The organism is Rhizobium grahamii CCGE 502 (genome assembly GCF_000298315.2).
Lineage (GTDB): Bacteria > Pseudomonadota > Alphaproteobacteria > Rhizobiales > Rhizobiaceae > Rhizobium > Rhizobium grahamii.
Map to the genome: position 1 here is coordinate 55,929 of NZ_AEYE02000017.1, position 23,688 is coordinate 79,616.

The following is a 23,688-nucleotide window of genomic DNA, read 5'->3' on the forward strand; positions in this document are numbered from 1 at the left end:
AGCCGCCGTTCTGAGGCGGCTTTGCCCCTTGCTGATCGAAGCACGCCGGATCGACCGGCGGCCTTCGATAGTAGCGCTCAATAGCCATTGTCTTGTAGATAGATGTCGATGGCCGCCTGCAGGATCACTGTCATCTTCACGTCGTTCTCATGAGCTGCGCGCATCAGCCTCTCCTTGACCGCCTGTTCGAGCGGCACGTTGACGTAAGAGCGTAGCGCCCGCTCCTTTGCCCGCTTCAGGTTCTTTAGCCGCCGTCGCGCTTCCTGCTGGTCGCCGGCGAGTTTTGCCGCGCGGCGGCGGCGCTCCTCCTCGGAAAGACGGGGCAATGTTGCTGCAGCGTTTGCCGTCGCTGGCTGCATCGTGGCATCGTCAGCCAACCGAGCAGCGGCCTTGGCATCTATCAAGGTCATGCCACTTTCCGACTTGCGGCGCGTGGCAAGCGAGAACTGCTCAATGTCGATCGGTTGTTTGCTCAAGTTGTCACCTCATCCGATGCTGCGACCCGCCTCAGCTCAATTTCCTGGACCAGGGCCTTCACCTCCAGGCGCGCCTTGCGCACGCTCTCGGTCAGTTCCTGCATTGCAGCGTTCCAAGGCCATTCTGGATGTCACGGTAGACGTTGCGCTCGACCAGCTCCGTCTGCAGCAGCATGGTCTGATAATTGGCCTCGATGAGGCCCGCGACGAAGGGACGAATGAAGCGATAGGCTGCCAGGCTTCGGCCGGGCAGGGTAATTCTGGTGCGCACGTTCATGTGGAGGACCGACAGTCCAAACCGATCATTGATGGCGTTGACTTCGGCGACTGTCTGCCCGGCGGCTTCGATCTCCTTGATCCCTGGCTGAACCGGTGACAGCACCAGGTCGGAGGAGCGGATGATCGTCGTCTGCAACACACTATCGACACCCGGGGCATCAATCACGACCCGATCGAAAGTGTCGCGGTATCGATCTATGGTCTCGGCGACCGCCCTCTGCGTGGCCGCAGTGGTAACCTCGATATTGTCTGGCACGTGCCCTTTGGCGTGGCACAGCTTCCACCAGCCGGCAAGGTTCTGCCGGCCATCGGCATCGACCATCAGCACACGCTGCTGGCCGAGCGCATATTCGCCGGCGAGAAGTGTCGCCAATGTTGTCTTTCCAGCGCCACCCTTGTTGCTTACGACCGCATAGATCAGGGACATCACTAGCTCCGCCAGACACCGCAGAATTTGAACCATTATAGTTCGTTTTCCGGATCCGTCTAGTCGACCCTTGTGTAAACCTGGATGGGGGATGAGCTGCCGCATTGTGGGCATCCCCGGATCGGTCATGGCTCACGATGGCGAGATGTGGACACTTGTCCGCAGAATGTGAAGGTACGCTATGCCTCTGGCGTAGCGTAATACTTTCTTGCTAAGTCGAACTATCATGTGTTCACACGACCCAGTCGTGTGATGGCGAGATATTACTTTTCCCATTACGCTGGCTCGCCTCCACGCCGTGGGTCAGCAATTCACTTACGGGTTGCAAATTCGAACCAAAATGGTCTATATTGGTTTGGCAGGATACGTAAATTTGTGATACAAATTTGCTGACGATCGACGGACAGGCCGTCGATGGGCGCCTGCGGCTGTTAGCTCAGGGTTACGACAGTGGCTCAAGTCAGACAGGCAACATCGACGGTAAGCCGTCAGCGCGAGCGCAGGGAATGCGTCGTGCACACTCGCTTCGCCTCCACGGAATGGATCGCGGCGCAGCGTGCCGCGAGGCACGCCGGCATGACATTGTCGGCCTTTATTCGATCGCTGGCACTTGATGGCGCTGACGTTCTTCCGTTTCTCACCGAGGAGGATCGGGCCGTTTTCGAACCGCTTCACCATGACCTCAGGACAATCGGTGTGAACCTGAACGATCTGGTTCGGCTTTCTAAGCAGCACAACGTCTCGCCTGATATCGCCATCGTGCTAAGCGATCTCCAGCTCCTTCTCGTCGGGCTCAAGCTTGAGCTTCGACGACTTGCGGCCCGACCGGGACGGAAGATCAGGGAGCGCGATTGATGGAGATCTTTCTCGGCGCCTTTACCGAGGAATGGGAACAGCGCAGAGCTGCCTATCTGCATGAGCGACTGGCCGGCAGGAAGACCAAAGACGAAGAGGAAAGGCTGCGCCGGCGCGGTATCCTTGATGACGATAGCCTGGTCCACCAGGCGTTGAGGTCGAAGACACGCGGTCGGCAGAGCCTGGCACGACATTCGCCGGCGCCTCGGCCGATGGCAACGCGCTTTACAGCACTAGCCGGCGGCAGTCAGCCGGCTGTGGTCAAGATGGCGTCGTTTGCCGGCGGTCGACGTCTGGGGGCGATGGCCAACTACATCTCCCGCGATGGCGAGCTTGTGATGGAGAACCAGCAAGGCGATAGGATGCAGGGTCGCGAGGCGCTGGCCGCACTTGCGGACGACTGGGCGCCAGTGATGGCCAATCGTGCCGAAAGCCGAGACATCGGCTGCTTTCGCATCGATGTCGCCAGCCAACCCGGCGATAAGCAGGCGCTGGATGTGTGGGCGGGGGAATTTGTTGCCTCGGCGCTCGGCGACCGGTCGTTCGCCTTCGCAGTGAGCGAGCGGCAGGGACAGTACCGCATCGACGGCGTGGTGGTATTGCGCGATCGCAGCGGCGAGCGGCTGAGTGCCGACGCCAAGGCAGAGGAGATCATTCAGCGCCGCATGGCTGAGCAAGGCGGGGCGTCTGCCGAAGACGTCCAGTTCCGCTTTACCGGTTACGGCAACGGCGTCGACTATGGCGCGGCCAGGCTGCGCCAGCTGGTGGAGGACTCCGCGGGTGCCGTCATGACCGACCGCGGCGAAACGATTGCCGATGCCAAAAGGGCCGGCGAACTCGTGCAACTGCAGTGGCGCGGGGAGCTTCATAGTCGCAAACCCCGGGATGTCATGCATCTTGTGATGTCGGCGAGATCAGGAACCGATGCCGAGGCGTTTCGCTCGGCAGCCCGGGAGTTCCTGGCAGCAGAATTCCGGCACCACCGCTATGTCTTTTCCCTTCACGATCCGGCCCGAGATCCAAAGGGCGAATTGGAAGGCGGCAAGCGACCCCACGTGCACGTCCACGCGATAGTTGCCATGCAATCCGAGGATGGCGAGCGCGTCGAAACGTCAATCGCATCGTTCCGGCGCTGGCGCGAAAGCCTGGCGGAACATGCACGGGCCCACGGCATTCGCATGGAGATGACGGATCGTCGTGAGCAGGCAAGCGCGCCAGCCTTCAACCAAAGCCAGGTGCGCCCGATCAGTCATGACGGTCGAACCGAGCATGAGGGAACCTCGGCACATGGGCGGCGGCGATACCAAGACAAGCGGCGCGAGGTTCCCACCATGGCCAGAACGGCTGCAAGCCTCGCGTATAGCCGCGGCGTTCACATGCAATGGTCGGAGCTCGCCCGCGGCAATGCCGACCCTGACATTCGGGCCTTCGCCGATCGGCAGGTTGCGCGTCTGGAGACAGCGCTCGGGCGTCGCGAACCGAAAACACTCGGCCGGCAAAGCGCTGATCAGTCCCAAGATCAATTGCGGACTGTTCTTCTCTCCCTATCAAGACTGGCGGAGGTCGGTTCCATGAAAGTGATGACACGATCCGAATTCGACGCGTACGAGCAAAGGGTGGAGGCAAGTCTGTCTCGCGCTGAACGCCTGATGCAGGAAGAGCAGCGCGATCTCTTCCAGGAGATTGCCGCTGCCGCGCGTGAACATGTCGGCGTGCGCCGCGAAATCGTGGAGCAGGCGGAACGAACACCTGATCGATCGCCACAGAACAGGCCAGAACAGCGGCGCGACGATGCCAACAGCCGGGACGAGGCTGTCGCGCGCCATGGATTCCAAGCTGTCGAGGTCGCCAACCGCATCCTCGCGGAAATCGATCACTATCGAGAAAAGCTTGCCGGCACCGAAGGCGGAGACCACCCCGAGAAACGATCGCTGAGTGCGAGCCTCCACCTTGCGCTCGCAAGCGCGGCAGCACTTTGTGTCGATGGCAACGACGTCATTTGGGAAGCCGCTGAAAGCGACGAGGAGTTGCGGCTTGAGATCGAACGGGCCGAACGCTCCCGTGACAGAACCAAAGCCCCGAGTGGGCCGGCGATGGAATCCCAGGCCGCCTCACCCTTCAGGGATCATGCCGATAGGACTGCGAATGGTGCGGAGGAACGCCGTCGCTCACCGGCAGAGAATGCCAGGGGATTAGACCACGTTGCCCATCCCGATCCCACCGAGGAGCACGGGCAGCGAATGGACGGGCAAGACCGTGAGCGGCGTGAGGATGACGAATACGACCGCTAGCTGCGGCATCTCGCGTTGCCGCTTTTGATTGTATCAATGGCAACATTCGCGTAAAAGGTATAAGTGCGAAATGACCATGGAACCGCTACGATGGATGCGATTCACACCGAAGGCTTTGACGCTGCTTTGACACTGACCGACCACATCAAGCATTTGCCGGAGCGGAAGCGGCGGGAACTGGCCCGCGTGCTGGAGATCGTGTTCTCCGAAGTTCAGCAGTTCCAGTCCACGAAACTGTCCGACAAGAAGAAGGCCGGCAAGATCCTCAAGGTGGTCCTCTATGGCTCGTTCGCGCGTGGCGACTGGGGATTGGTGCCGAACTTATGCTTGGAAGGGAAATTTGGCGCGATGGCGCTTTCATGCTCCATCAAGCCACCGAACGTGCCTATCATTGCGCATTGTTGACCCTCACCCTCTATAGCCCGAAGTCGCATCGCATCAAGGTGCTGCGGTCTCGCGCAGAGGGAGTGGAGCCGCGCCTAATTGCGGCCTGGCCGAGGGACAGCAGGTTTGCGCGTCGATGCTTCGAGCTGCTGTCTCGCGCCTACGTCGAAGCCAGATACTCCGCGCAATACGAAATCACGCCAGAGGAACTTGCCTGGTTGACGGCACGGGTCAGGAGCCTGCAGGAGGTTGTCAAAATAGTCTGCCTCGAACATCTGTCCGACGAGTAGTTTGCCGACGCCCACTGCCACAGGATGGGCGTAGCAGCTTCAACCAATGATGAGTTTGTTACCGAAGCGCAACGTCTGGCGATCAAAAAAACCGTTTGGCGCCACCCACCTGAACTTCGAGATTGATCGACTCAAACAAGAATAAAAGGCTCGCGTCAGCGGCTAGCTTCTGCGCGGGCCGAGAGGAAATCAGTCGGACCGGCCCCAGCCCTCGGGCCCAGGTTCAATCGAAAGGGAATGGATCCCAATGACTTTCCGGATGGCTTTGTTGACCTCCGCCGCGGCATTTGCTGCTGCGTCCACGCCAGTCTTCGCTGCTGATACAATCGTTGCAGCAGAACCCGAACCGGTTGAATACGTCCGCGTCTGCGACGCCTATGGCACTGGGCACTTCTACATCCCTGGCACCGAAACCTGCCTCAAGGTCAGCGGTTACCTGCGTTTTGAAGTCTATGCCGGCCCGGATGAGAAGGGTACCTCGGACTGGAACGCTCGTACGCGCGCCCACGTGCAGTTTACGGCCAAGAGCGACACCGAATATGGCCCGCTCACCGGGGTGATCGTGATACGTAACAATGGTGACAATGCCGAGACGAACTCGATCCTGGACTCGGCCTACATCGCTACCAGTATGAAAGCGGCGACTTCTACGCTGGCATCACCGTCGACGAGCTGGAAGACGGCTATTACAAGCCCGGTGAAAACCCGAACAATGTCGGTGTCGGCCTCGGCATTGGCGGCAAAGCCGGATCGATCAGCTACCAGCTCATCGGCAGCTACGACACCGACAACGAAGACGGTGCCGTTCGCGGCATGCTCTTTGCCGACATCGGTCCGGGTACGCTCCGTCTGGCAGCTGTCTATGCTTCTGGCCCGAACTCCTACTACTCCCAGTCGTAATGGACTGTGGCTGCTGAGTACGCATACAAGGCCACCGAAAAGTGGACCATCACTCCGATGGCCCAGTACTTCGGCAATTACGTGCCTGATCTCGGTACTTTCAGTGGCGACTCGTTCGACGGCTTGGGCGACGCATGGAAGGTCGGCATCACGATTGACTATCAGATTGCTGACAACCTCTATGCCAAGGCGACGGCCGATTACACTGATCCTGACGACGCTGACGACATAACCAAGGGTTTCAGCGCTCGTTCTGATTCCTGCCGGCGCCCTCATAATTGGGGCGCCGTTCAATCCCATCGGTCAAACGTGTTCTTGTTTTACTGCTCCATTTGATGCGACGCGGCACGTCGGTGCCGTATTCGGCTTCGAAGCCCATTCATGGGATCGAAGTGAGCGGATACCGCTCCCGGACAACTTGGAGATGGACGCTGCGAGCCTCGGCCGATGGCGAGTGACGCTCTCAACGCCCGCGGGTTTTGATGACCTGTGACCGGACACTCGCAGCTTGCGCGACTACGCCAGTTCTCTGAAGGTAATAGAATATCGCAGCTGTTCAACCGGAGGGATGGAATGTTCCCATTCCGTCCGCGAGGGACCTGAGAGAAGATATGCGGACCCAGCCGCCGCGCTGATAGATCTTCGCTCCCACTTGCCGGCCATACGTCGGCGAAATCTAAATGTGCATGAAGACAAGAGCGATACACCGACCACACGGCCGAACGTCATTTTGTCCCTGTGCCAGCCAATTGGCGCGCCAGGTGAATATTCAGTGATGAGCGCCTGCTGGAGCTTAGTTGGCTCCATTTCAGCAAACTTCGCAGCAATCTCGCGAACCGGCAAGAGAAAATCGGGAAACGGATCGGCGGGTCGCAAGGTCTGGCTGTCGAAGTCGAACTTCCATCCAAATGAAATGACCTTCCGCTTTCCCTCGAAACCATGAAAATCGAAAGGCTTGAATGGAAGAGCGCGGATTGTCTCTAGAATCTCATCCTGAGCATCTTTGGAGAGGATTTCCGGCGCATACCGGAAGCCAGTTGGTAAGCTCGTACCGGTCGTTGTGGGTTCTCCAAAGAGGTCGTGCTGAATCAAGATAATCCCGACTAGAAGCTGGGCTGGCAAAATATAGCGACGGAAAACGCCGGGGCACTAAACTGATGGCACGGGCGTATCCGCTAGCCAACATGTAGGAAGGCTGTCATTTATCTGCAACCTGCACCTAAGCTTCGCAGCTGCCCCTGACGGTCTAGACCTCGTCTGCAGCAAGCGTTTGAACACTTGCGCTACGGAGCCCCTGGCGTTGCTCAGACTGCGCCACCAAAGCCAGCGTTCACTGTCGGACTATGCGCCTTTCTGCTAAGCCGCGTCCACTATAGAGATCGGAGATCCCTCGTGACCGCATACTGGACCTCCTGAGAAGCCGGTATTCAAACCAAGGTTAGCTCGCATGGATCGCGGCGTAGTAGCTGGTCATCCTGACAATGCTCAGCTTTGCGGCTGGTGTTAAATCATCGCGCGCTTGCGAACCATCTCCCGGAAGGTGCAACCCGGACGTCGCCCGTCGGTCATAGGACCTGTCAGCTGCGCAAATCGTGAAATTGGCGTTGCGCGGGAGCACCGGCCCGTCCTCATCGAAAACAGTCCAGAGTTGATGAGCCTCCCCTCGACACGCCGTGCACTCTTGATCTCCCTCGTTGGCCGCCAGAACTTTAGGACCTTCGTCCAACTTGCCGATCTTCGTCCTGCGCGTAAAGTTCAGTTGCCCTAATCGCTGTGTGATTGGGCAGGACACCGGGAGGTCTTCGATCGCCAGCCCTATCCCGTCGAAGGCTTCCCGGCGCTACTTCGTGGCCTCTGCCCAACACCAGAGATCGCGCTGGTTCAAGGTTTTCCTTCCCGTTGAGACGATCGGTCCCTCGGGCTGATGAACATCAATGTGGGACAAGCGGGTGCGTGACTCATTCAATGGCATGACGATCGAAGAGAGGTATCAGATCTGCGAGCTGTTGATCTGTGTGCTCGACAAGATTCGCAAACAGCCTCGATACGAGGGGGATGATCAACTCTATGAGTCTGTAGAAGAAATGTTCAGGACAATCCGTGACGAACTGCCGTTGCTTATCGAGAGCGACGGAGCCGCCGCCGGAAAGATCCTGAAAAAGGCGACCGAACTTGTTGTTGAAGTATATAGCGCCCGTGGCGACCCCCTCGCCTCCTTCTCGATCCATTAAGAAACAGCACGCATGTCTACGCCTGTGCCGCGACCTGCCCGCCCATACGAGCGCTCGTCGCATCGAACCCTGTTCTGGCAAGGCCGGGTGGATTTAGAAGCTTTCGTGCCGCGCACGGGGCAGTGCCGTTCATGCGGAAACCATGAGCTTTGGAGAGCCCAGGGTGGGCGTTGAAGCTTCATTGCGCATCACGTTTCAAAGTGTCTAAAGATTCGCCCGCCCCGGAAAGCGGCGTTGACCGAGCGGCCGGCCAACATGTCCCCGTTCCAAAAGCCAGATTTGAAGCTGCACCAGGCTGTTGTATCCGCTCATTTCATAGTCAGTGCATTCCACCCCACCACCAACACTCGCAGGCTGTTTTTTTCGGGCAGGAAAACCGCCGCCTGCGTCTTTAATCCCTCATCTCTTCGTGATGAGCAGAACACGTGAAGGTGCCCCTGCTCTATTCAGAACTACTCGCGGAGCGGGAGCAGCGGCCAGAAGCGGGCAGTTCGCCCGGTACGGATCTTGCAAGGTTACCGATGTATGAAGGCGAGCGAAGGGCGAATGTAATGATTTGGCACAGACATGGCGATTTTGCCCCTCTGATGCTTGTAATGGGCGCTCCGCAAAAATACAGGCTGATCAGCACTCTTGGTGATGTCGCCGAGGCGTTGATTGGCATTTGGCCAAGTGATGACGGCGAGGAATATGTCGTTGCTGTCAGGATATGTCTCGAAGCAATCCATGGGAAGCTATCGCCCAATGAAGCGCGCTCCGCCCTCATCCGGGCAGCTGAAGAGGCTGGAATCCCGGTGATAACAGTCGTTCATTGATCTCGATCTTCTCAATCTTTTCGACGGCTACGAGCAAGCCGGGACGCCGCCAGAAAGGCCGCTACCGGCCTGCGGCGCCGAGCCACTTGCTCACATGGTCATCACGTTCTATCAAAGCTGGAACACATGGCCGTTGTCGGCATTCAGGCCGGCTTTCGGAGCCGAATTCAGCCTCGTCGTGCGGCGATCAAGTCATCTTCGCCTCGAGACCCGGTTCTACTTCGCGACGACGGAGACGCCAAAGATAGTCGCGAGCTCGTATTTCAATAAGCCTGTACGCGAGCGTACATTGAAACCGTGCTTGTGAGAGCAAACGTCATACCGTACACCAATAAAAAGTGTCATGTCGTTCAAAAAAGCCTTTCTTGTTCTGCTCCCTAGCCTTTACGCAATTCATGACGTCCAACAAAAAATCGGCAAAGACGGGAAATGCCAGACCCAAGATCTGCTGCAACGCCTTGCTGCCCAGCCAGAGAAACTATTCGCAGGCAAGTTCCGCCAACAATGTGCCGCCTTGTGCTTCCGCTATAGGGATGACGGTTCCACGATTGAAATTCTGGTTATCACATCGCGCGACAGCGGGCGCTGGATCATCCCAAAGGGATGGCCCATGGAAGGCAAAGCACCACATGAGGCTGCAGCAATCGAAGCGTGGGAAGAAGCAGGAGTGAGGGGGAAGGTCAGAAAGAAGCCGGTTGGCAGATATACGTACCTGAAGCTTCTGGGCGACGGCGAGGTCGTGCCCCGTATAGTTGATGTCTTTCAGATCGAAGTCAAAAAGAAGTACGAGACGTTCGAGGAACGTGGGGAACGCGTTCTGGCATGGGTATCACCGGACGAAGCAGCGCGCAGGGTCCGCGAAGTTGCGCTCAAGTCTATGCTGGTGGAGTTCACACCCAGGGGTGCGCGGCGGAATTGACGAATCACCGACCGACTTACGCAGCAGCCGAGTGCCGCGTCCGACTGAGAAACTTTAGTTGCACGAAGTAACCCTGTGTGATGATTGAAGACGGTGATCTGTCGACCGAGATTTCTCGGAATTGCTGCTTTGGCATTCAAAATCAATGGGTTCTCAGACACTACCCGCAGTTTTATGGATCAAAGGATTGCTCCGCTGTCGGGCTCGGCCTGGTTGCGCTTGTGAGGGCACATGGATTGATGGGTTTGAATCCGACATGTAAGGTCCGGCGTAAAGATCGATCTGACGGAGGCGCAGTGAGGATCCTCATTATCAGCCGAACAGGCGAGGAAAAAAGACGACAGTTTCAATTGCAACAAATGCAAAAAATGGGACTGGATTTCGAGTTTCTGGATGCGTTCGAAGCACGCGACCTTTCTATGGAAGAATGCCAGGCCGCCGCAAACACCTGGCCAAGTCCAACGTTGCGCGAGGACATCGCCTGCTTCACCTCGCACAGGATTGCCTGGCAAATCGTCATCGAGCGGAACGAACGAACCCTGATCCTTGAAGACGACGCGGTGTTATCCTCGAGCTTTTCCGATGCGATCAGGAGCATCAAAGCCCGCAGCGACGACTGGGACTGTGTTTACGATCTCGAGTTCGCGCCTCGCCCGCATATTCTTGCAAGATCACCTTCTTGGAGCGACGGTATCCATAGGGCGACGCGGATTTTTCAGAACCGCGTCGGCAACGCTGCCTATGTGATCGGACCCCGAGCTGCTGCAAAAATGTTGGAGGATACGAAAAATTACGCCTTGGTCGATGCCTATTTCTGGCACCGTTCGTGGTTGAAAGCCTATCAGATTGAACCAACGCCAGTCGTCCAAATGCAGTTCCTTGACGGCAGCGCCAACAGGTCCGTATTTTTGCGCAAATCGATTGACCGAGCTTTCTTGCCGCAAAGCAGGCTGCGCAAGAATGTGATGCGGCTCTATCTTGAAAGTATCAAGGCGAGAAATCTGGTCAGGGGGTGGCTCGGCGGCGAAAAACGCCCGCTACAAATCGACCGGTCAAGCTTTGCGCCAGATCCCGATCTCGCGCTGACTTCCGGCTAATCAATGCTGTTGCTCCAGCACTCTTCCAGCAACCGCGCAACGACGTTATGACCAACACCATACCCCCTCGGTGACAGGCCGCCTCTTCTTGACAGGTTAATGCCAGGCGCATGGGCCCCATCTGCTGAGCTGAAATGACGACTGAGGTGTCAACCCTGCTTGTCTTTACGTTGGTGTGTTCAACGATCTATCGCGGAATGGATTTGCCTGGAATTTGATAGGAATTCACAGCATGTTGGATGTCGAGGGGCTTGCGCGCACTAGGCGCTATGTTACACGCTGGGTTCGGTATCAGCTGGCAGGGCCGCGAGTTACGCATTTTGAGCGCGACTTTCTCGGGAAGACGGTCGTAGTTTCTGGCTCCGCGCCCGTCTCCACCAAACCCCGGGGCTGGGACGATTCATTTCGCGTTTTGACCATAAACGCCTCCCAAATGGCGGTTCAGGGTTGGTTAAGTCAGCCGCCTGATGTGACATTGATACAGTTCAATCAGGTTGAAGGCCTCAACCCCGCGGCAGTCGAGGTTCGCCGCGTATTGCAGCATCAGAAAACCGGACTTCTTTGTATTCTCAACTGGCGACACGAGCGGGAGCGGCTCGTGAATGGACTCCAGGCTTTCGATTATCGCTACGACGAGCTGTCCCTGATCAGTCGCCATGAGAGGATCGCCCTCATGCATCGAATGACAGGAAAATTGAATCTGGAACTCGAAGGGGAAGCCAAGTGGTCAAACGGCATTGTCGGCGCGGCGCTTGCTTTAGCAAGCGGCGCAGCAAACGTGGTCCTCACTGCCATCGACCCGCTCTCCAAGGGCCACAAATACAACTCACTTGATCTCTCCCGCATGCATCAGGAAACGGATCTGCAAGCCCTGCGGATCTTTCGCGAGCGACGGTTGCCAGTGTTCACAGCTGATCCAAACGTGGCGCAATCGATCGACTTGCCTCTTTGGGAGCCGCGATCGCGCTAGGTTTTTCGCACACAGTCTACCCAGTCGCGCCGGAGCGCAAAACAGATGCGGCCTCGGATCGCGCCTCTCCGGACATGGCCGCGACAAGTATTCTTCACATCTGGCTTAGTATTCACACTCGATTCATCGATCCCCGGCGACTTGCAGCATGCGGGCAGTAAGCTTGCGGCGGACCGCTATCGAAAACGCTCCCATGTAGCATGCTGAACATTTCTGTTTGCCTCGGAATGGCGTCCCGGAACGCCTGTTGTTTCAGGTGCTGATGTAACAGGTTGGGATAAGACGTCAAAACTGTCCGTGGTAAATAGACATGGCCGGTAAAAACCGGTAACAACAGGATCCATGATCAAGGCAGCACTAAGTGTCATCGAAGATGGCGTTCTGGAGTCTGCGAAGCGGACGCTTGGCACAGAGAGACGCGCACTTGAGGCCTTGGAGCGTGCTTTGGGCGGCGGACTTGCAGACCCGTTTCAGCGTGCGGTCGAAACAATCAGCGGCATTACCGGTCGGGTTATTGTTACCGGCGTCGGCAAGAGTGGTCATATAGCGGTCAAGATCGCCGCGACGCTGGCTTCGACGGGCACGCCAGCCTTCTTCGTCCACGCTGCTGAGGCCAATCATGGTGATCTGGGAATGATCGGCCCGAGCGATGTTGTTCTTGCCTTGTCGAAGGGCGGGGAAAGCGCCGAAATTCGGGGCATCGTTTCCTATGCACGCCGTTTCTCGATTCCACTGATCGCCGTCACCTGCTCGGAAAAGTCATCGTTGGCATCAGCCTCCGACATTATTTTGCTGATGCCTAACGAGGCGGAAGCGTGCCCGCATGGACTTGCTCCTACGACGTCGACGTTGATGCAGCTCGCTATGGGCGACGCGCTGGCAATCGCACTTTTGGAAAAACGCGGCTTTACGGCGCGGGATTTTCATGTTTTTCATCCTGGTGGAAAGCTCGGTGCGAGCCTCCGCCACGTCGCTGATGTCATGCACGGGGCGATCGCGTACCGTTGGTGGCGAGAGGAACGTCTGTCCCGGAGGCCATCTCGACACTCTCACGCAAGCACTTCGGTTGCGTTGGAATCATAGAGGATGACGGCCGTCTTTGCGGCATTGTGACGGAGGGAGACCTGGCTCGGAATCTAAGGCGCGATCTCTCCGCGCTGCTAGTCGATGATATTATGACCCGAACGCCGAAAACGGTGAAGCCGTCGCTATTGGTGACTGCGGCGCTGGCGATCCTCAATCAGCATAGCATCGGAGCTCTTATCGTCATCGATGACGAGAACCGTCCGATCGGGCTCGTGCACTTTCATGATCTCCTTAGGATCGGACTTGTATGACCGAGTTGCGGAACGGTGGCTACAGTCGGGGAGGATATTGCTCGGGTCATATGCTGAACTGCAGCTCGCATGTTGATCTCTCCAATAGTCAGCGAAGGAGGAGGTCGCTACGAGGATCTTGCGTCGAGCTCTTCATAGATTGCCTCTGGCTGCGTCGGTGTACGCCTCCATCGCAAATGGTGACCGCGTGTATGGCACAGCATGAGCATTTACTTCCCTTCCATTGCGTCCCATCGCCGCTGCTTACGCGTCCTAGGCTTTAGTTTCTTGTAAGTTCTATCGATGAAACGGAGGAACCTCGTCACCTGCATCAACCTGTCGACGATCGAGCTCAGATTCACGAGACGCTCCGACAGCACCTCGTTCGCCGTCAGTGCAATTTCGCCCGGAGAGTATTCAGGAAAGTGTTCTGACAGGTCGGCATAAGGATTTGTACGCTCGCGGCCCAGAATGTCGATCTTCCCACGTCGATACATTAGCCGCAGGACGACCTGCTCAAACGTCCAGTCATGAACGTCGAGCACCTGATAACGCTCACTTCGCTTTGACGAGAAGCCAGCCAGGGTGATTGTTGCCGGAAGCTGGAGGTTGGCGAGCCAGAAGCACAGCGCAAATCCGCTCGTCGGAAAACTAGTCGTCGGATAGAACGGAGCAAATACGGCGGTGAGATCCAAATGCCTGACCGTCACACCTCCAAACTCGGAAGCCGGGCTAAACTTTTCGCGATCACCAATTGCCATATTGATGATCCCGAGGAAGCTATCTTTGTCGAAGTATTGGAGAACCCTCGATACTTTTCCGCTTTTGACGAGGTTTGCTCCCAATGTACCGCTTCGCGACACCAGAATGGCACTGCGCGTGAACGGTTTGCTCAGGACCTTGTAAACCTTGTTGAAGAAAATGAAGAGCGTCGTCTCCGGAAATCGGGAGACAAGCTCATTGATGTCAACCTCGTCGCTGTTAGCAACCAGGACGATGTTACTATATCCGACAAAAAACGATCGCCAGTCTTCCGAGTCGATTCCTGAGGGAACTGTGTACGTTGCATCTGAACTGCTGAGGTCAGGGCTACTCATCATCAACCTTGCGTGTCATCTTGCTGCCTAAACCCCTGCATCGGAACCTGGCGATCATTGGTTTTTTGTTTTTCCATCCTCGATTTTACAAGGCGCGCGGGCGCTCCCACATACACACCATAGGGTTCCGTTGCGCCCTTTACCACGCTGTTCGCCCCAATAACGGTACCACGAGCGATATTTGAGCCCGCAAGCACTTTGGCGCCCGCGCCTATCCATACATCGTCACTGATCACAATAGCTTCTTTCCTGATGGATTGCTCGCGTATCGGGATCGTCGGATCTTCGTAGTTGTGCTCCAATGCAGCTACGACGACGTGTGCGGCAATGCGCACGCTGTCACCGATGCTAAATGCCACCATGACCCAACAGAATGGAGTAGTCATTTAAGGAAACATTATTTCCTATTTTGATGTGCCCACTCTGTGCATCGATGACAACACCGCAACGGGTAGTAAACCTGTCGCCAATTTCTATTGGCCCTCTGCCTCGGAAGCGAGCCCAATAGCGCATATTCGGCCCTCTACCGATGCGTACGGAGCGCCGCGAAAGCATCCAGCGAAGTTTGATTAGATAGCCGAGATTCAAATGTCACACCGGCCCAAACTGAGGATCGATCGCCAGCGCCTTGTCGAGCCACTTCTCCGCATAATCGACGTCCTGCCAGTTTTTGAACCACGGACCTCCATTGGTGTAGTGAACACCCTTGGGATAGCCGGCCGACGGCTTTGAACTCCAGCCTTCCAGCCAGTTCCACTCTTCCGGAATTTCCCCGATTGCGCTGTCAGCCGCCCACTGAAGGCGATGCAGAAACGCACCAGTTTCAGCGTTGATTAGTTCCGGCGTCAACTTGCGAGTGGAGGGATGGGCACAATTGAAGAGCATGAACGACGACCAGTTCTTGCGCGGGTACGTCGTCTGGATCTTTCCATCCATCTTTACACCTTCCTTTGGCGTGTAGTCATGGTGGACACAAGCAACGGCCTGATCCTCATTGCGGTATTGCAGCAGATCAGCGACGTCGCCAAAGAACAGGAAATCGCAATCGCAAAACAAGGCCCAGCCTTTGTAATCGGCCAGCCACGGCGTGAAAAAGCGAGAATAGGTGAACTCGGTTGAGGCAAGCGGATCTACAGAGCGCGTATAAACGCCGCGGTCAACGAGGTCCTGCAGCTTGATCGGATGAACGTCGACGTCGATCGACGCATTTTCGAGCAGCGATTCCTTCGCCACCTGATAGGCAATATCTTCGCGGGAATCCCAACCAATATAGACCGACAGTTCCGCCATACGTGTTCTCCTTGCATTGGTTCGGGGAAGGTGGACGATGAAGGATTGCAAAGCTAATAGACGAGTAGATCGCCGGCGTGAAGGCTTGTGTATAAGCAATTCACGAAAATACTCCGTCGGAGATGCTCAACCTCCCACTGCAGAAGCATGCACGGAATAGCATTCCGGCAATAACCGCTACCGCGCGCTGAACGCCCGCCCTGCGCTAGGACCATGCATCTGACGTACCTCAGCACAAGGCTTCTATATCCGTGAGTTCACTTTTCCACTGCTTTTGCCGGGACTCAAGGTTGCACTTAGTTGGCAGGAAGAGTTGGGAGTCGACTTCTGCGATATCAGACGATATAGAGCACCCCAAAATGCGGCGCGGCGATGTTTGTCCAAAGTCACGGCAAAGGGTTGCCAACAGATGCGGACCCGCCCTCTACTGCGGAGTAAAGATGACAAAGAAGGTGGCGCTTATAACCGGGATCACTGGTCAGGACGGAGCCTATCTGGCGGAGTTCCTGCTTAACAAAGGATATTCGGTTCACGGCATTCGGCGCCGAACGTCCTTGTTTAACACGGATCGAATCGACCACCTTTATCACGATCCACATGATGTCGGGGTCGATCTGACTCTGCATCATGGCGACCTGACCGACTCATCGAGCCTCACGCGGATCATTCAGCTCGTTCAACCAGACGAGATCTACAATCTTGCTGCCCAGAGCCACGTTGCTGTTTCCTTTGAAGAGCCTGAATACACGGCCAATTCGGACGCCATTGGAGCACTGAGAATTCTCGAAGCGATCAGGATCCTCGGTCTGCAAAAGAAGACCCGTTTTTACCAGGCGTCTACCTCAGAGCTCTACGGCTTGGTGCAGGAAGTTCCCCAGAGAGAGACGACGCCCTTCTATCCGAGATCGCCTTATGCGGTTGCTAAGCTCTATGCGTATTGGATCACCGTGAACTACCGCGAAGCGTACGGAATTTACGCTTGCAACGGGATTCTCTTTAACCATGAGTCTCCCAATCGCGGCGAAACGTTCGTGACGCGCAAGATCACGCGTGCGCTCGCCCGAATTAAACTAGGATCCCAAAAGACCCTGTTCCTGGGAAATCTCGATGCGCTCCGGGACTGGGGACATGCGCGCGACTATGTCGAGATGCAGTGGCTCATGCTTCAGCAGCAGGCAGCCGAGGATTTTGTCATCGCCACCGGTGAACAGCATTCAGTGCGGGAGTTCGTGGAGCTTGCTGGCAAGGAAGTCGGCCTTTCTATCCGGTGGGAGGGTGAAGGTGTCGATGAGAAGGGCTACGACACAGAGACAGGCGCCTGTATTGTCGCTGTCGATCCTCGCTATTTCAGGCCCGCGGAAGTAGAGACTCTGCTGGGTGATCCATCCAAGGCGAAAGAAAAACTCGGATGGTCCCCCAAGACAAGCTTTATCGAGCTTGTTAAGGAAATGGCTGCCGAGGACCTGAAGAGCGCACAGCGCGAAAAGTTCCTGGCTGAAAGCGGCTACGAATCGTTTCTTCGCAAAGAGTAGTTATGTCCCGTATTCCCGTATATGAGCCCCAACTCGGCGGAAACGTATCCGCCTACGTGAACGAATGTCTCTCGACGGGTTGGATCTCGTCACGGGGCCAGTTCATTTCAAAATTTGAAGACGCATTCGCGCACTATGTCGGCGCGGAAGCGGCGACAACAGTGTCAAATGGCACTGTCGCTATTCACCTCGCTCTCGAGGCGCTGGGCATAGGGCCGGGAGACGAAGTCATCGTTCCCAGCTTCACGTACATTGCTTCGGTCAACACAATACTTCAGACGGGCGCGCGGCCTGTTTTTGTGGATTCGCTCGATGCCACGCTCCAAGTCGATCCTGTCTTGATCGAGGCGGCAATTACCCCGCGAACCAAAGCGATAATGGTTGTCCATCTGTATGGCCATCCCTGCGATATGGATGCGATCGTTGAAATATGTCATCGCCGCGGTCTTCTATTGGTCGAAGATTGTGCCGAAGCCTTTGGCACGCGATGGAAGGGACAACATGTCGGCACCTTTGGTGATGCTGCAACGTTCAGCTTCTTCGGAAACAAGACAATAACGACGGGTGAAGGCGGTATGGTCTTGGCTCGCGATCACGGCGTCATGGAGAAGTGCCGGCGACTGAAGAGCCAGGGTGTTTCGCCCATGCGCGAATACTGGCACGATATGATGGCATTCAACTATCGCATGACGAACATACAAGCGGCGATCGGCTTGGCCCAGCTCGAACTCGCGGAGGATTTCCTGCAGCGGAAATCCAAGATCGCTCAATACTACGCGGCGCGGTTCAACGGCTTGCCCGCACGTACTCATGCTCCCGTCGGCGATGTCACGCATTCTTACTGGATGTGTTCGCTCATCTTGGATCAAGCAGAGGTGAGAGATCCTTTGCGTTCCCATCTAAACGAACGGAAAATCGAGACTCGACCATTCTTTCCTATGGCGCACCGAATGCCGCATTGCCGGACAGATCAAGTGCTGCCGATCGGTGAGAATTTGAGCGTTCGAGGCATAAACTTGCCTAGTTACCCGGGTCTCACAGACGAGCAACTTAATCACATCTGTGGATCGGTATGCGAATTCTTTAATCTACCGCAGCTTGAACGGGCGGAGCAAGTACTTGCTTGATTACGCAAAGGGAATATGGATGGCCCGGTATTTCTGGGTCCATCTCATGATGTCTGATCTTAGGGCACGTTGGAGAAGGTCGTTCTTTGGCATATTCTGGTCGATGCTACAGCCGCTAGGTTTGACCATCCTTATCTCAATCGTGTTCAGCCGAATTTTCAAATCCTCGATCGCAGAGTACGCGCCATACATTCTCTCCGGCGTAATTATCTGGGAATATATCGTTTTCAACGTGACAGGCGGTGCTTTGGCGTTTGTCCAGGCGGATGCGTACATAAAACAGACCCGGCATCCGCTGGCGATCTACACCCTGCGAAACGTCCTGTCCGGGATGATAATACTCGCCCTCGCCGGTGTAAGCTTAATCGGCTGGGTACTGGTGGTCATGCCGCAAAACTTCGGATGGTGTTGGCTTGCTGCGCTTTCCGTTTTCCCGCTTATCGGAATGATCGTATGGCCGTGGGCGACAATGATGGCCTACTTTTCGGCAAGGTTTCGCGACTTGCCGCACGCGCTTGGGCTCATTCTTCAAGCAATCTGGTTTGTATCGCCGGTTTATTTCGAGGCCTCAGTATTTCGCAACGGCAACCTTCACGTGCTGCTCGACTATAATCCAATCTATCATCTGCTTCAAATCGTTCGCGCCCCCTTACTTCACGGCGAATGGCCGACCGCCGCCAACTATTTGTGGTGCCTCGCTGCTGCATTCATCTTGGCAGGCGTCACAATCGTTGTTGGCAGACGTGCAGAAAAGCGGGTGATCTTTTACCTATGACAAACAAGATTGTGTTGAGCGACGTAAATCTTCACTATGCCTCCGTCGCTTTCAAAGAACGCTCCCTGAAGACAATGCTCGCATCCTTGGTACAGAGCCCTGGAGCGCGGCAGGCAATCGCGGACATCCATGCATTGAAGGATGTAAGCTTGAGCATTGTTCCGGGCGAGCGAGTGGGGCTGCTTGGGCATAACGGTGCTGGAAAAAGCACGTTCCTCAAGATGGTGGCGGGGCTATATCCCATTTCGTCGGGTAGAAGAACTGTTGAGGGTACGGTCAGATCTTTATTCGATATAAGCCTCGGATTCGAGCCCGATGCCACTGGCCGGGAAAACATTCTCTATCGTGGCTTGCTTCTGGGGCTCACGCCAAAGTTCATGCGATCTATCGAAAGTGAGATCGTCGAGTTCGCCGATATAGGCGAGTTCATCGATTACCCAATCAAGACCTATTCTGCCGGCATGCAGGTGCGCCTCGCGTTTGCGATCTCAACTGCGGTCGGCGGAGATATTCTGTTGCTGGATGAAGTGATTGGGGCTGGTGATGCAAACTTTATGATTAAGGCGCGCAAGCGCATTGGAGAGCTTGTAGAGAAGGCCGAAATACTATTGTTGGCTTCACATGATTTCCACACCTTGCAATCCATTTGCAGGCGGGGGTTGGTCTTCCATCACGGTCAGATTATCTTCGATGGGGAAATTCAGGACGCAGTTAATCACTACAAAAAAGTGAACCATGTCTGAGACCGGTTATTGAGTAACCCTTTCGGTCTATGTCCAATCCGACGGGCCTCGTGGCGTTACGCTCGTGGATGGCGGCGGCTGACAAGGGCCGAATGCTCGCTCACAGTTACGTTCTAGTTGGACATCTTTTGCCCTCGCACTTACAAGAGTGTACATTACTGACCCTCAGGCGGGCTTCTTCAAGGGCAATTAGCCCTTTGGCGCTCGTCTATCATTGTGAATAGCTCCAGATTGTGAAACCGAGAAAGGGTCGGCCGAAGCCGGCCACCGTGGTGCCGAAGAGAAACAATCTGATATGGTTTGTTACTACAATATGCCCCTACCAAGGCCGTGGTCCCTATTCCCCACCGCATGTTTCGCGTGTAGGAGGCGTCAGGAAATGGGGGCGCTGAATGATAAAGCGTGTTGAATTCGTGAACACCTTGCGCGGGCTGGCTGCCGTGTTCGTCGTCATTTCCCACTATCTCGGTGTGTTCTGGTTCTATCGACCGATAGTCGCGGATCTCATTAAATCTGGAAAGCCAACGCCGGATGGCGTTCCAATCTATGTGGAGTGGGTCTCTATCCATCCCCTGTTCAACTGGGGAATGTTTGGTGTTGCGATCTTCTTTCTGATCAGTGGGTTCGTAATTCCGGCGTCACTCACGAAGCTGTCCAGTTCTAACTTTTTAAAGCATCGCGCTTTTCGCATCTTGCCGACCTACGTGGTGGGATTCGGTATTTCTCTTGCGGCAATCGCTTATAACGTGCGGGTAGCCGGTGCCGAATGGCCCTTTCCGTTCAGCCACGTGGTCGCTCACTTCTTTCCTGGTATCAGGGATGTACTCGGATTGACAAATATCGATGGCATTATCTGGACACTTGAAATCGAAGTAAAATTCTACCTTGTGTGCGCACTCATCGCTCCGCTCTTTGCGAGACAGTCGCTAAGGGTTTTTATTACACCAGCTCTTCTGGCCGCCTTGATTTTTGCCCTGGCGACTGTATTGGCTCCAACTATGGCCACTCTCCTCGGCCGTCTGCTGTTTGCCGCGCAGTTCATTGTTTTCATGTTTTCGGGAACGGCGTTCTATTATGTTTGGACAGGAAGGATATCGGAAAGAAAGGGGCTTTTTCTGAGCTTTGTGTTGCTGCTGACGTTCGCAGCCCTTGTCGTTGTGAACCCTGTAGGCGTTCCCACAGATAAGACAGTGCTCAATTACGGTTTTGCCTACCTATTGTTTTGGTTTGCCTTTGCATTCCCGCAGTTTTTCCCTAAGAACGCCATCATAGACTTCTTTGCGGATATCAGCTACCCGCTGTACGTCGTGCACGGTGTCTTTGGCTACTCAATCCTGACGGTGATGAGAGCGAATGGCTATCGTGCATCGATTTGCCTCATATCTACCACGGTGATTGCCATTGCGGTTTCCTACGCAATTCACATCCTCGTTGAAAAGCCTTGCCAAACGTGGCTCAAGGCTGCCCGACCGACAAAGTTGGCTCCGGCGGAATAAATTGAACATGGCATAAGAGATATGGGCGCTCGTAGGTCTCCGCCGGGATCGCGCGGATGATTGCTGTAGCGACCCTCATTTAGCCGGCTCGCGAAGTGGGCCTTTTGAAAGCTTTGGAGAAGGCCGTCAGACCTTCTCAAACACAACGTTTATATATTCACCATCCTTGATACGGTCTATCATACGGAACCCGCTTCGCTCGGCCAATATCTCGGGCGATCGGCCAAGCAAGAATACGGTGTGAAAGCGTGTAACCTCGTATCGGTACTCGTAGCATGGCGATGAATGCGCCATCCGCCCGCCGGGAGGAAGCAAATCGGCAAATTTCTTGAACTCCGCTACCGGATTTAGGAAGTGCTCTATCACATTATTGGAGAAGAGACCGTCCAGCTTTGAAGGTAAAGCATCTTTTTGGGATATAACAAATTCCGATGTGACCCCTGCCGACGGCTCGAAGCCCCAGACATTCCAAGAATCGCTCCGAAGCCTTGGAACGGTGTTATTCCACGCACCACACCCCCAGTTAACATATGCTCCTTCGGTCGTTGGCGACAGCGAGTGAAACGTCCTAATTTCGTTCTCGACTGTATTGCCTTCCTTATACCGTGAATAGAGAAGTTCGTAGTCTAGGCCGATCATGTCCTCGCCTTGATCGAGGAACTTCTGAGCACCGAAAACACAGTCGCAATGAGGGCAGCGATACCGCTCCAACTTCCCGCCGCCGAAAATGCAATTGCTCGTCAGTATCTCGTAGCTATCGCGCTTGGAGGAGTTGCCGCAAACAATACACGATATCACCCGGTCCTGAAGCGCTATGTCATAGACCTTATCAAGAGCGGCCCAAAAAGAGAGCGTGTGGTGTCGCTCCGAAAGAGAGAGTTGTGCCTCAAGAGCGGTTACCCTTGCTGCGAGGTCAGCATTGTCCGGATTCGGTGGGGCAACTACTTCGATGGGACCAACTAACCGTAGGACCCCTTTTCTAATTAACCGTTTGATCAACAAACATCTCCATGCCACAAAGCGCAATATTTGCCATCATGTGCGGTCCGAGGCAAGCAATCGCTCTCGGGCAGGACGATTTTCCGAAGCTCATTCATGAAGTCGTCGATCGATGGCCACCCGGGTCTGCGCGTTACCCTAGCTTCAACCACTTCGTGTTTGATCGCGGCACGGCCCGCTAGGCGCTTATGCGCGTTAAAAGCTCCCGATTGTAGGATTTCGTTTGGTGCTCTATGGTCGCCGGATCGGTGGTGCCTTTTGAGCGCTAAGCACCGATTCCGGTTTGAAATCTTTGCTATTTACAAACGTTCACAACGACGTTTCGCGGGGGCCCCTTGAAGTTCTACGGACAGTTTGAAACCCCGGTCGATAGGTTCATTTTCGAACGCTATTTCCCAGACGTGGGCATAAAGGGAACATTCATCGAGTGCGGGGCATTCGATGGTTCGACCGAGTGTTCTTGCAGGTTCTTCGAAGAGACCATGGGATGGCGCGGGATCAACTTAGAGCCGGTCCCGCACATTTTTGACAAGCTTTTAACCAACCGGCCTGGGAGCGAGAACCTCAATTTTGGCCTTTCGGACAGAGCGGCATCATTGAATTTTCAGATCGTAGAGCATCCCCGGTACGGACTGGATACAACGATCGGCGCCATCAAGCATGATCCGGCCTATAAACAGGCGCTCCTTGATGAGGGCTGCAAATTTCATGACATCGAAATACAGGTCATCTCGTGGAGCGATTTGATCGCGCGAACGGGCGTGGAAATCATCGATCTTATGGTTCTCGACGTCGAAGGCCATGAGTTGTCCGTCTTGGCTGGCATGAAAGGTCACCCGATACTTCCCCATGTAATGTGCGTCGAGTTCGGACACATCGGATTCGACAAGCTACGGGCGACAATGGACGAGCTCGGTTATGACTACGACATAAGCTCCTATGCTAACGCGTTCTTCGTGCGACGCGACAAACTCACCCTTTTCGCGCACCGAGCGCAGGCGAGCCGCGAGTCGCTCAGGCAGCAGGAGCAGCGCCGGTCTGCTCTCGAGGAAGAGGTTGCCGCCCTCGAAGAGACGATCTCGACCATCACCAGGCTGAAAGAAGAGCAGATTTCCATGCTTAAACGCTCCACGAGCTGGCGGGTAACAGCTCCTCTCAGAGCGGTAAAAGCACTGTTCAACAAGGCATAGGGCTTATGCAAAGGTTTATCACGGACGTTAATTCGCCATGAGCGCAGAGACCGCGACTATCATCGAGACACTGAATGCAATCGCTAGCGCACGCTAGGTGGTAACATTCAACGTTCAGAAAGCCAAATCTCGGCCGCGTCAAGAAAGCTGAGAGCGCTTTTTTGACGCGCGAAGGTGTAGCAAAGGAAT

General features: G+C 55.4%; 22 protein-coding genes and 2 pseudogenes. 17 read left to right on the forward strand and 7 right to left on the reverse strand.

The genetic code is table 11. The features are described from left to right. Positions 1–77 precede the first annotated feature (77 nt). Entirely contained in the window at positions 78–476 is a 399-nt protein-coding gene (locus tag RGCCGE502_RS16915; RefSeq protein WP_016555401.1) for a hypothetical protein, read from the reverse strand. A gap of 91 nt (positions 477–567) precedes the next feature. Continuing rightward, positions 568–1,182 carry a ParA family protein gene (locus RGCCGE502_RS16920; protein ID WP_016555402.1) on the reverse strand — a complete coding sequence of 205 codons (615 nt, stop codon included), beginning with the start codon at positions 1,180–1,182 and terminating at the stop codon, positions 568–570. Between the two features lie 450 nt (positions 1,183–1,632). Between RGCCGE502_RS16920 and RGCCGE502_RS16925 the strand changes: the two genes are divergently transcribed. The 5 genes and pseudogenes from RGCCGE502_RS16925 to RGCCGE502_RS35385 form a co-directional block, all read left to right on the forward strand. Next, on the forward strand, positions 1,633–2,037 hold the full coding sequence (locus tag RGCCGE502_RS16925) for a plasmid mobilization protein (protein WP_071224920.1): 405 nt from the start codon (positions 1,633–1,635) through the stop codon (positions 2,035–2,037). Then, positions 2,037–4,328 (forward strand): relaxase/mobilization nuclease domain-containing protein, encoded by a 2,292-nt coding sequence (locus RGCCGE502_RS16930; protein ID WP_016555404.1) that lies wholly within the window; start codon positions 2,037–2,039, stop codon positions 4,326–4,328. Before RGCCGE502_RS16925 ends, RGCCGE502_RS16930 begins: the two co-directional genes overlap by 1 nt. 90 nt (positions 4,329–4,418) lie before the next feature. Next, the gene (locus RGCCGE502_RS39200; RefSeq protein WP_016555405.1) at positions 4,419–4,733 is read left to right on the forward strand and encodes a nucleotidyltransferase family protein; all 315 of its coding nucleotides are present in this window, start codon (positions 4,419–4,421) and stop codon (positions 4,731–4,733) included. After that, positions 4,652–5,002: a HEPN domain-containing protein gene (locus RGCCGE502_RS39205; protein WP_439332344.1), complete on the forward strand. Its 351-nt coding sequence runs from the start codon at positions 4,652–4,654 to the stop codon at positions 5,000–5,002. Before RGCCGE502_RS39200 ends, RGCCGE502_RS39205 begins: the two co-directional genes overlap by 82 nt. 247 nt (positions 5,003–5,249) lie before the next feature. Next, positions 5,250–6,145 (forward strand): annotated as a pseudogene (locus tag RGCCGE502_RS35385) (porin); the annotation flags it as partial. Between the two features lie 273 nt (positions 6,146–6,418). On the opposite strand, the gene RGCCGE502_RS16945 reads toward RGCCGE502_RS35385, so the two are convergent. Next, a complete protein-coding gene (locus RGCCGE502_RS16945) occupies positions 6,419–7,000 on the reverse strand; it encodes an alpha-ketoglutarate-dependent dioxygenase AlkB (RefSeq protein ID WP_040674848.1) in 582 nt (193 codons plus the stop codon). A gap of 836 nt (positions 7,001–7,836) precedes the next feature. On the opposite strand from RGCCGE502_RS16945, the gene RGCCGE502_RS16955 reads away from it, so the two are divergent. From RGCCGE502_RS16955 to RGCCGE502_RS16980, 6 genes and pseudogenes are all read left to right on the forward strand, one after another. After that, positions 7,837–8,133, forward strand: coding sequence for a basic helix-loop-helix domain-containing protein (locus tag RGCCGE502_RS16955; RefSeq protein WP_016555409.1), 297 nt, complete (start codon positions 7,837–7,839; stop codon positions 8,131–8,133). A 551-nt stretch (positions 8,134–8,684) separates the two neighbouring features. Beyond that, entirely contained in the window at positions 8,685–8,948 is a 264-nt protein-coding gene (locus RGCCGE502_RS16960; protein WP_019280055.1) for a DUF982 domain-containing protein, read from the forward strand. Positions 8,949–9,291: 343 nt separating this feature from the next. Then, a complete protein-coding gene (locus tag RGCCGE502_RS16965; protein WP_016555411.1) occupies positions 9,292–9,867 on the forward strand; it encodes an NUDIX hydrolase in 576 nt (191 codons plus the stop codon). A gap of 80 nt (positions 9,868–9,947) precedes the next feature. Further along, positions 9,948–10,964, forward strand: a complete 1,017-nt coding sequence (locus tag RGCCGE502_RS16970) for a glycosyltransferase family 25 protein (RefSeq protein ID WP_244441719.1) — start codon at positions 9,948–9,950, stop codon at positions 10,962–10,964. Between the two features lie 232 nt (positions 10,965–11,196). After that, on the forward strand, positions 11,197–11,934 hold the full coding sequence (locus RGCCGE502_RS16975; RefSeq protein WP_040674813.1) for a hypothetical protein: 738 nt from the start codon (positions 11,197–11,199) through the stop codon (positions 11,932–11,934). Between the two features lie 342 nt (positions 11,935–12,276). Then, a pseudogene (locus tag RGCCGE502_RS16980) lies at positions 12,277–13,271 on the forward strand (KpsF/GutQ family sugar-phosphate isomerase). A gap of 209 nt (positions 13,272–13,480) precedes the next feature. Here RGCCGE502_RS16980 and RGCCGE502_RS16985 read toward each other — a convergent pair. From RGCCGE502_RS16985 to RGCCGE502_RS16995, 3 genes are all read right to left on the reverse strand, one after another. After that, on the reverse strand, positions 13,481–14,350 hold the full coding sequence (locus RGCCGE502_RS16985; protein WP_016555415.1) for a hypothetical protein: 870 nt from the start codon (positions 14,348–14,350) through the stop codon (positions 13,481–13,483). Beyond that, positions 14,350–14,733, reverse strand: a complete 384-nt coding sequence (locus tag RGCCGE502_RS16990; RefSeq protein ID WP_016555416.1) for an acyltransferase — start codon at positions 14,731–14,733, stop codon at positions 14,350–14,352. The genes RGCCGE502_RS16985 and RGCCGE502_RS16990 overlap by 1 nt, the downstream gene beginning before the upstream one ends. 205 nt (positions 14,734–14,938) lie before the next feature. Next, on the reverse strand, positions 14,939–15,637 hold the full coding sequence (locus RGCCGE502_RS16995) for a hypothetical protein (protein ID WP_016555417.1): 699 nt from the start codon (positions 15,635–15,637) through the stop codon (positions 14,939–14,941). Between the two features lie 440 nt (positions 15,638–16,077). Here RGCCGE502_RS16995 and gmd point away from each other — a divergent pair, with 440 nt between their 5' ends. The 5 genes from gmd (at position 16,078) to RGCCGE502_RS17020 (ending at position 21,310) form a co-directional block, all read left to right on the forward strand. Then, the gene (gmd, locus tag RGCCGE502_RS17000) at positions 16,078–17,169 is read left to right on the forward strand and encodes a GDP-mannose 4,6-dehydratase (protein ID WP_016555418.1); all 1,092 of its coding nucleotides are present in this window, start codon (positions 16,078–16,080) and stop codon (positions 17,167–17,169) included. A gap of 2 nt (positions 17,170–17,171) precedes the next feature. Beyond that, complete coding sequence (locus tag RGCCGE502_RS17005) at positions 17,172–18,296, forward strand: DegT/DnrJ/EryC1/StrS family aminotransferase (RefSeq protein WP_016555419.1); 1,125 nt, start codon at positions 17,172–17,174, stop codon at positions 18,294–18,296. Next, positions 18,289–19,071 carry an ABC transporter permease gene (locus tag RGCCGE502_RS17010; RefSeq protein WP_040674816.1) on the forward strand — a complete coding sequence of 261 codons (783 nt, stop codon included), beginning with the start codon at positions 18,289–18,291 and terminating at the stop codon, positions 19,069–19,071. The genes RGCCGE502_RS17005 and RGCCGE502_RS17010 overlap by 8 nt, the downstream gene beginning before the upstream one ends. Next, entirely contained in the window at positions 19,068–19,814 is a 747-nt protein-coding gene (locus RGCCGE502_RS17015; protein WP_016555421.1) for an ABC transporter ATP-binding protein, read from the forward strand. The genes RGCCGE502_RS17010 and RGCCGE502_RS17015 overlap by 4 nt, the downstream gene beginning before the upstream one ends. Before the next feature lie 392 nt (positions 19,815–20,206). Next, positions 20,207–21,310, forward strand: a complete 1,104-nt coding sequence (locus RGCCGE502_RS17020; protein WP_016555422.1) for an acyltransferase family protein — start codon at positions 20,207–20,209, stop codon at positions 21,308–21,310. Positions 21,311–21,436: 126 nt separating this feature from the next. Here the strand turns inward: RGCCGE502_RS17020 and RGCCGE502_RS17025 are convergent, their stop codons facing one another. Further along, positions 21,437–22,309, reverse strand: a complete 873-nt coding sequence (locus tag RGCCGE502_RS17025) for a methyltransferase domain-containing protein (RefSeq protein ID WP_016555423.1) — start codon at positions 22,307–22,309, stop codon at positions 21,437–21,439. Between the two features lie 335 nt (positions 22,310–22,644). Between RGCCGE502_RS17025 and RGCCGE502_RS34540 the strand changes: the two genes are divergently transcribed. Next, positions 22,645–23,499, forward strand: a complete 855-nt coding sequence (locus RGCCGE502_RS34540; RefSeq protein WP_016555424.1) for an FkbM family methyltransferase — start codon at positions 22,645–22,647, stop codon at positions 23,497–23,499. The last annotated feature ends 189 nt before the right edge of the window (positions 23,500–23,688 follow it).